Raw genomic sequence first — 7,708 nt, forward strand, 5'->3', positions numbered from 1 at the left:
ACTGCCCCTTGATTCACAACAGATAATAGATCACCTGCTCAATGGGGGCAGGGGGCTTCTGGGCACACCAATTAATCATGGTTGGTGCCGATAACATGCTGGAGAATATTTTGATTAGTTGCCCCAAGTGTGAAGGGGTGTGAGTATGGTGCTACTATGATTTCCCTGATGATTGACCTAAAGGAGAAGCTCATGAAATGTCCAGTATGCGAGAGTGTTGATCTGACGATGGCCGATCGACAAGGTGTGGAAATTGATTATTGCCCCAAATGCCGGGGCGTGTGGCTGGACCGGGGGGAGCTGGACAAGATCATCGAGCGTAGTGCCGTAGAACTGGCGCCGCCACCACGTCGCGAGCCAGAACCCCGAGGCTATGACAAGCACGGCGGTTACGGCAAGCATGGAGGCCATGGCAAACATGGGTATCGCCGCAAGTCCTGGTTGTCGGAAATTTTTGATTAGACAGGTTTGTTCAGGCGGCGCAACTCGGGTGGACATGGGCCTGCCTGGTGTCACCGCGGCGCAGGATCCTTACGTCTGGACTTTGACCTGGGGCCTTGACGCGCACCGCGGTCATCTGGTGGTCAAGGATGCGATACGTTGTGTTGGCGGAGGTGAACGTCACCCTTAGAGGAAGCAAATCATGGGACATCATCTTTTCCGGCGACCCAAACACAGACGGTATCGCGACATGGGTGGGTATTATGAGGGCGATGACCATTCCGGCTATCGCGAACGCAGAGCCCTGCCGGTGCTGAATATTCCGACCTCGGTCATCGTGGCCGGGCTGGTCATATGGTCTGCGCTTTCGCTCGGCGCTTGGTGGCTGGTCGATCCGGTCCTCTCCTGGATCTCCGGTGCAGCCGGGCCACTGGCCGATACCGGAGCGGGGCTTGCGAAGTGGTTTGGCCTTGGGGAGGAAGCCACGGCTTTACGTGATGCGGCCAATATTGAGGGGCTGCTCGGCTGGGCGGGTGGATCGATTCATTTTCTTGTCAAGACGGTCGTTCTGCTGGTTTGGGTTGCAGGGCTGATCGCGCTGATTGCAATACCCGCTGTCCTGCGACGAGGACAACGGCGACAGTAGTGCCCGAAGACTGATCGGAACCACCTTGCGCATGACATCCGAACCTCCGGTCATGACCGGACCGCTTCTCTTTCTCGACCATGTCGAGAAATATGTGTTACGGCTCTCTGTCCTTTTCATTGCGGACAATGGCGAGTGCCCGGAGCCAATCGAAACGGTCCACGGCGTACATACAGCGGAAATCCTCGCGGAATACGATCATATGACCGTTTGGCGAGCACGCTTCGACCTGCCCGCAAACCGCTCGTCCTGTTATGCCTGGAACGGCCAAAGTTACTCCTTGGCAAGTGATTTTCGAGGCGATATACGGATCGCCTATGTGTCCTGCAACGGCGAGCAAATCGGCGATCTGGAGCGCGAAGGGTCCGAGCGCAATGCGATGTGGGCACGCCTGACAGAAGATCACCGGAACGCGCCGTTTTCCCTGCTGCTGCACGGTGGCGATCAGGTCTATGCTGACCAAGTCACCGAGGGTCACCCCCTGAGCGAGGACTGGCCCGAACATATCCCCAAGGATCCTTCGCGCGCCGATCTTGCCGATTTGCGCCATTATTTGCGCGAACGCTTCCTGGAGCGCTACGTGGCGCTTTATCGTGCGCCGGAATTTGTCTGGATCGCCGCGCGCGTGCCGTCTCTCATGCAGTGGGACGACCACGATATTTGCGATGGCTGGGGATCGCTACCGGGGACGAAGACCGACACACCGGTCGGCCAAATCCTGTTTGATGTTGCCCGCGAGAGTTTTTTGACCTTTCAGCATGCCGCAGTAGATGGTGATCTGCCTGAACGGTTCCACGATCCTGCCGGGCTGCATCTGGGCTGGAGTGTTCGCACAGCCGGTCTGCGCCTCCTTGCACCTGATATGAGGTCGGAGCGTACGCGCCACGAGGTAATGGGGGACGGCGGCTGGAAGATGATTCGAGCTGAGGCCTCGACCCCGGTGCAGGGTCACACGTTCCTGATGTCCAGCGTGCCGTTGCTGGGTCCACGCCTGTCGGTGCTTGAGGCTCTGATGGTCGCCATCCCCAAAATGCAGAAATACGAGGACGATCTGCGCGATCAGTGGCAAAGCCGCGCTCACCGTGACGAATGGTGCGATATGCTTCGGGTGATCCGGGACATGGCGCTTGCCAACGGCCATGATGTCACGGTGCTTTCGGGGGAAATCCACCTGGCGACGCGTGCCACGATGAAGCTCGGCGCCGGTCGCTGGTTACACCAGCTGGTTGCCTCGGGCATTGCGCATCGCGCCCCGCCAAGGGTGTGGGCACGAATTCTGGGGGCCCTTGCACAATTTGGTGAATCGCCGCTCAAGGCGTGTCCGATCCGAATCCCATGTATCCCCGGTCAGAAGTCGCGCTATATTGCGGAACGCAACTATCTGGTGCTTGAGCGGCGTTCAGATATATGGCGCGCCCGTTGGGCTCTGGAAGAGAGCGGGATAACACCGCCCCTTATTCTGTGATAATAATCTTCACACATGTATGTAAGGCCGCTAGCGCGGTCGTCGGAGTTTGCGCAGCCGATGATCCAGCACCAATGACCTGTAAATTGTGTGTTATTACCTGCCTTTTTCAATCCGTCATTCACGTCAAGCAGAAGCTCGAACAAATGAACACGCCTTGTATCCCCATCCAGGAAGAGTGGTCCGAGAGTTTGTTCGATCCACTTCATTGGGAGCTTCCTGCAACGGCTTCCTGTTGTCTGGTTGATTACACCGACATTTCCGCATTGGATACCCTACCCACGGGTGTAACAGGTGGAGCAAAACGAAATGCGAGCAAGCGCAGTGCGTTGAACACGACGACAATAGTCGACCCTTCGTGAACCGCCACCGCAGGTCCAATCCCAAGACCGAGAATCGTCGCGGGAACCAGCAAGGCAACAACGCCCAGGCTGAACCACAGGTTCTGTCGAATGATTGAGCTCGTCGACCGGCTCAACGCCACGGCGAAGGGCAAATGGTTCAGGTTATCCGCCATCAGAGCCACATCGGCGGTTTCCAGCGCGACATCCGAGCCCGCCGCGCCCATGGCAATGCCGACTGTGGCGTTCGCCATCGCGGGAGCGTCGTTGACGCCGTCGCCAACCATCGCTACTTTAGCCTCTGCGCGCAGTTTTTTGATCGTCTCCACCTTATCATCGGGCATCAGATCACCGCGTGCCTCGTCAAGGCCGACAGCCCGCGCGACAGCGTCCGCGACCTGCTGATTGTCGCCAGAGATCATGATCATCCGGCGAATGCCGATCGTGCGCAGCGTCTCTATCACCGCCGGTGCCGCTTCGCGCGGCGTATCCATCAGCCCAATCACGCCAAGATATCGGTCGCCTTGGCGAACAACCATCGTGGTGCGGCCGTTCGCTTCCAATGCTTCTATTTGGATCTTCAGAGAAGGAGGAATGGCAGGGCCGCCAATCTCCGCGAACAGGTCATCCTTACCGATGTAGGTTGTCTCGCCCTCGACGTCTGCCACGACCCCGCGGCCCGTAATGCTGCGCAGGTTCAATGACTCGGCGGCAGGCGTATCGCCCAGGCGTTCGCGTCCACCCCTGACAACGGCAGCGGCGAGGGGATGGTCGCTCAACATCTCGACCCCAACCGCCACCCGCAGAAGCTCCTCTTCCGCTACGTCATCGGCCGTCACCACATCGACGAGCTTCGGCTTGCCTTCTGTCAGTGTGCCGGTCTTGTCGAAGGCGATGGCCGTCAGCCGCCCCAGATTTTCGAGCGGGGCACCGCCTTTGATCAGAACACCGCCACGGGCGGCGCGTGCGACCCCGCTGAGAACCGCGCTTGGCGTCGCGATCGCAAGCGCACAGGGGCTTGCCGCTACCAGTACAGCCATGGCGCGATAGAAGGTGTCGCTGAAAGGTTCGTCGACGACGAAGCCCGCAAACAAAAGCGCAACGGCAAGAACCAGAACCGCCGGTACAAAGATGCGTTCGAACCGGTCGGTCAGGCGCTGGGTGGGCGATTGGTTGGTTTCGGCCTCGTTCACCATCTTGACGACGCGGGCGAGGGTCGAATCCGCCGATGTGCGCGTGACTTGAATTTCCAACGCACTGCCGCCGTTGATCGTACCGGCAAAGACACGGTTTTCGGCATCCACGAGGTCGGGTTTTTCCGCGGCAACGGTCGCATCCCCGACGGGTGATTTGTCCACCGGCACGCTCTCGCCTGTGATCGGTGCTTGATTGACGCTGCTTTCACCCTTGATGACGAACCCGTCCGCGGCCAGACGCTCGTTCGGCTTCACCAGCACGATGTCACCGACCCGCAAAGCATCGACGGCGATCTCTTCGACCTTGGCATCCCGGCGCACGGTGGCGGTTTTGGGCGCCAGGGCGCCAAGCGCTTCGATGGCCCGCTTGGCGCGACCCATGGCATAGCCTTCCAGCGCATGGCCAAGACTGAAGAGGAGCAGCAACAATGCGCCCTCGGCCCATTCACCAAGCGCTGCCGCGCCCGCCGCCGCCACCAGCATCAGAAAATCAATCTCGAACCGGCCAGTGCGCACACTGTCAATAGCCTCGCGCAGGGCGTAGTAGCCGCCGAAGAAATAGGCGGGCACGAGGACGAACAGGGGTGCCCATGGCGGCGTCGCCACGAACTTCGGCAAAAGCCAGCCAATCAGCAACAGCGCACCGCACAAGGCCACAAAAATAAGTTCCGTTTGCGCACCAAATATGCCGCCATGCTCATGATCGTGTGCTTCTCCAGTCGGCTCATGCGGTCTGGATTCGTCTTGTACCAGCGACAGTCTCATGTTCTGAAGGGCATTGCGCAGAGTGTTTTCATCAGTTTGCCTTCGATCAAATTCAATCCGCAGCGGCCCCTTGGCATTGGCCTCGGCCTCTACAACCCCCGGGAGACTGCGCAGCTGTGCGCTGACCGCTCTTGCCCGACGTTGATCCGGAATACCTTCAACCTGCCACACGAGGTGCCCGAACTGAGAGGTAATCTCTGCCCCGAACGCCTTGGCGACTTCGCGGACTCGTTCAAGCGAAAGCAATGCGGGGTCGTAATGAATACATAGCTCCATGCCCCCACCGCTTTCTGTATTGCGAACGTGGGCGATAGAGACACCTTCACGAGTTTCCAGGCTCTCGGCTAGCCGCTGTGCACAAGCCCCATGCGCATCCGGCGTGTCGGGAAGGAGGAGCGGGAGGTCAAGGCGAAGTGTTTTTTCCATGGTTGCACATCCTATCTTTTGTTGAAACCAAAACGCGACTGGGATCGGTACCTGGAATATGCTGCGAGACAAACGCAAAGCCGCAGGCACACAACGCTGCTGCCGCGTAGGCTATCATGCTGGCTTCGCGGCGGTGCCATAACCGATCCATTCCGGTCAGCCCGCCCAACACCGTGCTGGCGATTGTTTTGCTCGCAAGCTGCAACTGAAATTTCCAAGCCAACTTCTTTCTCCAGTGTTTTTGTCTTTATCCGTTCAAGTAGGCGTAGATGATATATTCTGCACCGAATTCACTGCTTGTCGCTTCTGCCCGGTGTGTGCGTCAGGTTGACAATACGCGACACCAATCGACATGGAGTACATGGGGCTTATTGCAAGCGCAATGCGAGCTGACGCGTTATTGCCTCCTCTACTGATTTTCTACATGATATCCCTGTGTGATGTGTTCTTGGGCCTCACGGGCATCCAGTTCCCTAGTTGCGGTAGGAATGCCTCTCACGAGGCACCCCCCGCACAGATCCGTACGTGCGGTATTACCGCATACGGCTCCTGCCTCGGGTGACGACGGCGAAACCGCTCGCTGGGCCAGGGGTGGAGGATACGCGGTAGCGGAAGCCAGGCATCGCGAAAGCGTTTGAAGCGTTCCCACGTCAAGCCCCGTGCTTTCTGGCTTCTGCGCCTCAACGCCTTGAACCAGGCGCGGCTGAGATGGTGCCAGAAAGCTCGAAGCGAGGCCAGATTGTATGGCACCGCGTGATAATTGTAGTACCCCTGGAGCACGGCGCACAGCCAACGAGCGGTCTCTGGAACCGGTCGATGCAGGCGCCGACGCAATTGCCTTTTCACTTGTTGCAGTTTAGCCCGTAAGCGCTTCGCGGCAGTCTGGCGCCGGATGGTGTACTTGCCTCGGCGTGTGCACGAGCAAATATGTGTCATACCCAGGAAGTCAAAGGTCTCCGGCTTGCCTGCGCCGCGCTGCTTACGGTTGATGTTGGCATAGCGGCCAAACTCCAGTAGCCGCGTCTTCTTCGGGTGCAGCGTCAGACCGAACCGATTGAGGCGTTGCGCCACGGCGGTGCGGAAAGCCTCCGCATCGTCGCGGCCTTGGAACCCCATAACGGTATCGTCGGCATAACGTACAATGACCACCCGTCCACGTGCGTGGTGTCTGCGCCACCAATCGGCCCATAGGTCAAACGCGTAGTGAAGGTAAATGTTGGCCAGCAACGGCGAGATGGCTGCGCCTTGAGGTGAGCCCTCGGCGAGATCGAGCCATTGCCCCTCATCGAAGGCGCCTACTCGCAACCATTTCTTGATCAGTCGCAGAATGCGCTTGTCGCCAATCCGGTGGCCAAGAAAGCGCATGAGCCAGTCGTGCTGGATGTGGTCGAAAAACCCCTGGATGTCCATATCCAGAACCCAGTTGACCGGTTGACTGGTCAGGCCGACCCAGAGCGCGTCCAGCGCATCGTGTTGGCTTCGCCCCGGCCGGAAGCCGTAGCTGAAGCCTTTAAAGTCGACCTCGTAAATGGCATTGAGCACCTCCACCAGTGCGCCCTGGACAACCTTGTCCTCCAGGGCAGAGACGCCCAGCAGTCTCTCACTGCCGTCCTCTTTGAGGATGCGTGCTCGTTTGACCGGCTGAGCCCGATAACTGCCCTCTTGTACACTCCGGTGCAGGTCCACGACCCGCTTCTCTGCAATCGGTGCGTAATCTTCCCACCGCACCCCGTCCACGCCTGGACTCGCATTGCGCTTGAGGCGCGCAAAGCTTCCTCTCAGGCACTCCGGCGTTAGGTGGTGCAGCAAGGCAGTAAACTGCAACGTCTTGTCCCTTCTTGCGGCTTCCCGTACACCGATCAGACCGCGCGACACGGCCCCTGGGCTCTGTGTCCCAGTCGTGGGCGCCTGAGCGGTGTTCCCCTTGGCCGAGCCCCTTCGCTCCACGAATTCCTCCGGCTTTTGGCGAGTTTGGTCTTGCTCTCGTTGATTGCCTTCGTTCATCCGCTTCTCCACTACTATGGGCTCGTCCGACTGCCCAACCGCGTTCATGCAGGTCGTTCGGGTCTTTCACCTTCACCTGCCGATCTGATGATGCACTACCCACACCACCAGATACGCGCTGGGCTCTCCCAGGTTCCGTGCATGCTGTATAGAGCTGCGTGCTCAGGGTCTATGACTCCGTGGGGCCCGGCCGGGACTTGCCATTTGCGCCTCGGCCAGTGTTGCCTTCCGTGAACGGGCATACCGTCGGCACCCCAAGGGCGAGAATTTTCGGAGCTCAATACCTGGCCCACAACAACCCCTGTCAACGCTTGCCCACTCCGGTTACCCGTCGCGGCCATGACTCGGGGCCAAGGCGGCTGGCCAGCCTTACCTCGTAGCGCATTTCCAGCGCCACCAACATGCCAGATTAACCTGGCGCATC

Annotated in this window: 6 protein-coding genes; 3 read left to right on the top strand and 3 right to left on the bottom strand. The window is 59.1% G+C overall.

Annotation, left to right across the window (positions count from 1 at the left end):
- The first annotated feature begins 192 nt into the window (after positions 1-192).
- The 3 genes from KYE_RS11965 to KYE_RS11975 all read left to right on the top strand — a co-directional run bounded on the left by KYE_RS11965 (position 193) and on the right by KYE_RS11975 (position 2,552).
- A complete protein-coding gene (locus KYE_RS11965) occupies positions 193-462 on the top strand; it encodes a zf-TFIIB domain-containing protein (protein WP_172515652.1) in 270 nt (89 codons plus the stop codon).
- A gap of 181 nt (positions 463-643) precedes the next feature.
- The gene (locus KYE_RS11970; protein WP_039882014.1) at positions 644-1,087 is read left to right on the top strand and encodes a hypothetical protein; all 444 of its coding nucleotides are present in this window, start codon (positions 644-646) and stop codon (positions 1,085-1,087) included.
- 31 nt (positions 1,088-1,118) lie between these two features.
- Complete coding sequence (locus tag KYE_RS11975; RefSeq protein ID WP_008173694.1) at positions 1,119-2,552, top strand: alkaline phosphatase D family protein; 1,434 nt, start codon at positions 1,119-1,121, stop codon at positions 2,550-2,552.
- Between the two features lie 247 nt (positions 2,553-2,799).
- Here KYE_RS11975 and KYE_RS11980 read toward each other — a convergent pair whose 3' ends face one another.
- From KYE_RS11980 to ltrA, 3 genes are all read right to left on the bottom strand, one after another.
- Positions 2,800-5,280, bottom strand: coding sequence for a heavy metal translocating P-type ATPase (locus KYE_RS11980; RefSeq protein WP_008173696.1), 2,481 nt, complete (start codon positions 5,278-5,280; stop codon positions 2,800-2,802).
- Positions 5,258-5,503, bottom strand: a complete 246-nt coding sequence (locus KYE_RS21455; RefSeq protein WP_136632012.1) for a hypothetical protein — start codon at positions 5,501-5,503, stop codon at positions 5,258-5,260. The genes KYE_RS11980 and KYE_RS21455 overlap by 23 nt, the downstream gene beginning before the upstream one ends.
- A gap of 272 nt (positions 5,504-5,775) precedes the next feature.
- Positions 5,776-7,155: a group II intron reverse transcriptase/maturase gene (gene ltrA, locus KYE_RS11985; protein WP_162097306.1), complete on the bottom strand. Its 1,380-nt coding sequence runs from the start codon at positions 7,153-7,155 to the stop codon at positions 5,776-5,778.
- Positions 7,156-7,708 lie beyond the last annotated feature (553 nt).

The organism is Marinobacter manganoxydans MnI7-9 (assembly GCF_000235625.1).
In the GTDB taxonomy this organism is placed as follows: domain Bacteria; phylum Pseudomonadota; class Gammaproteobacteria; order Pseudomonadales; family Oleiphilaceae; genus Marinobacter; species Marinobacter manganoxydans.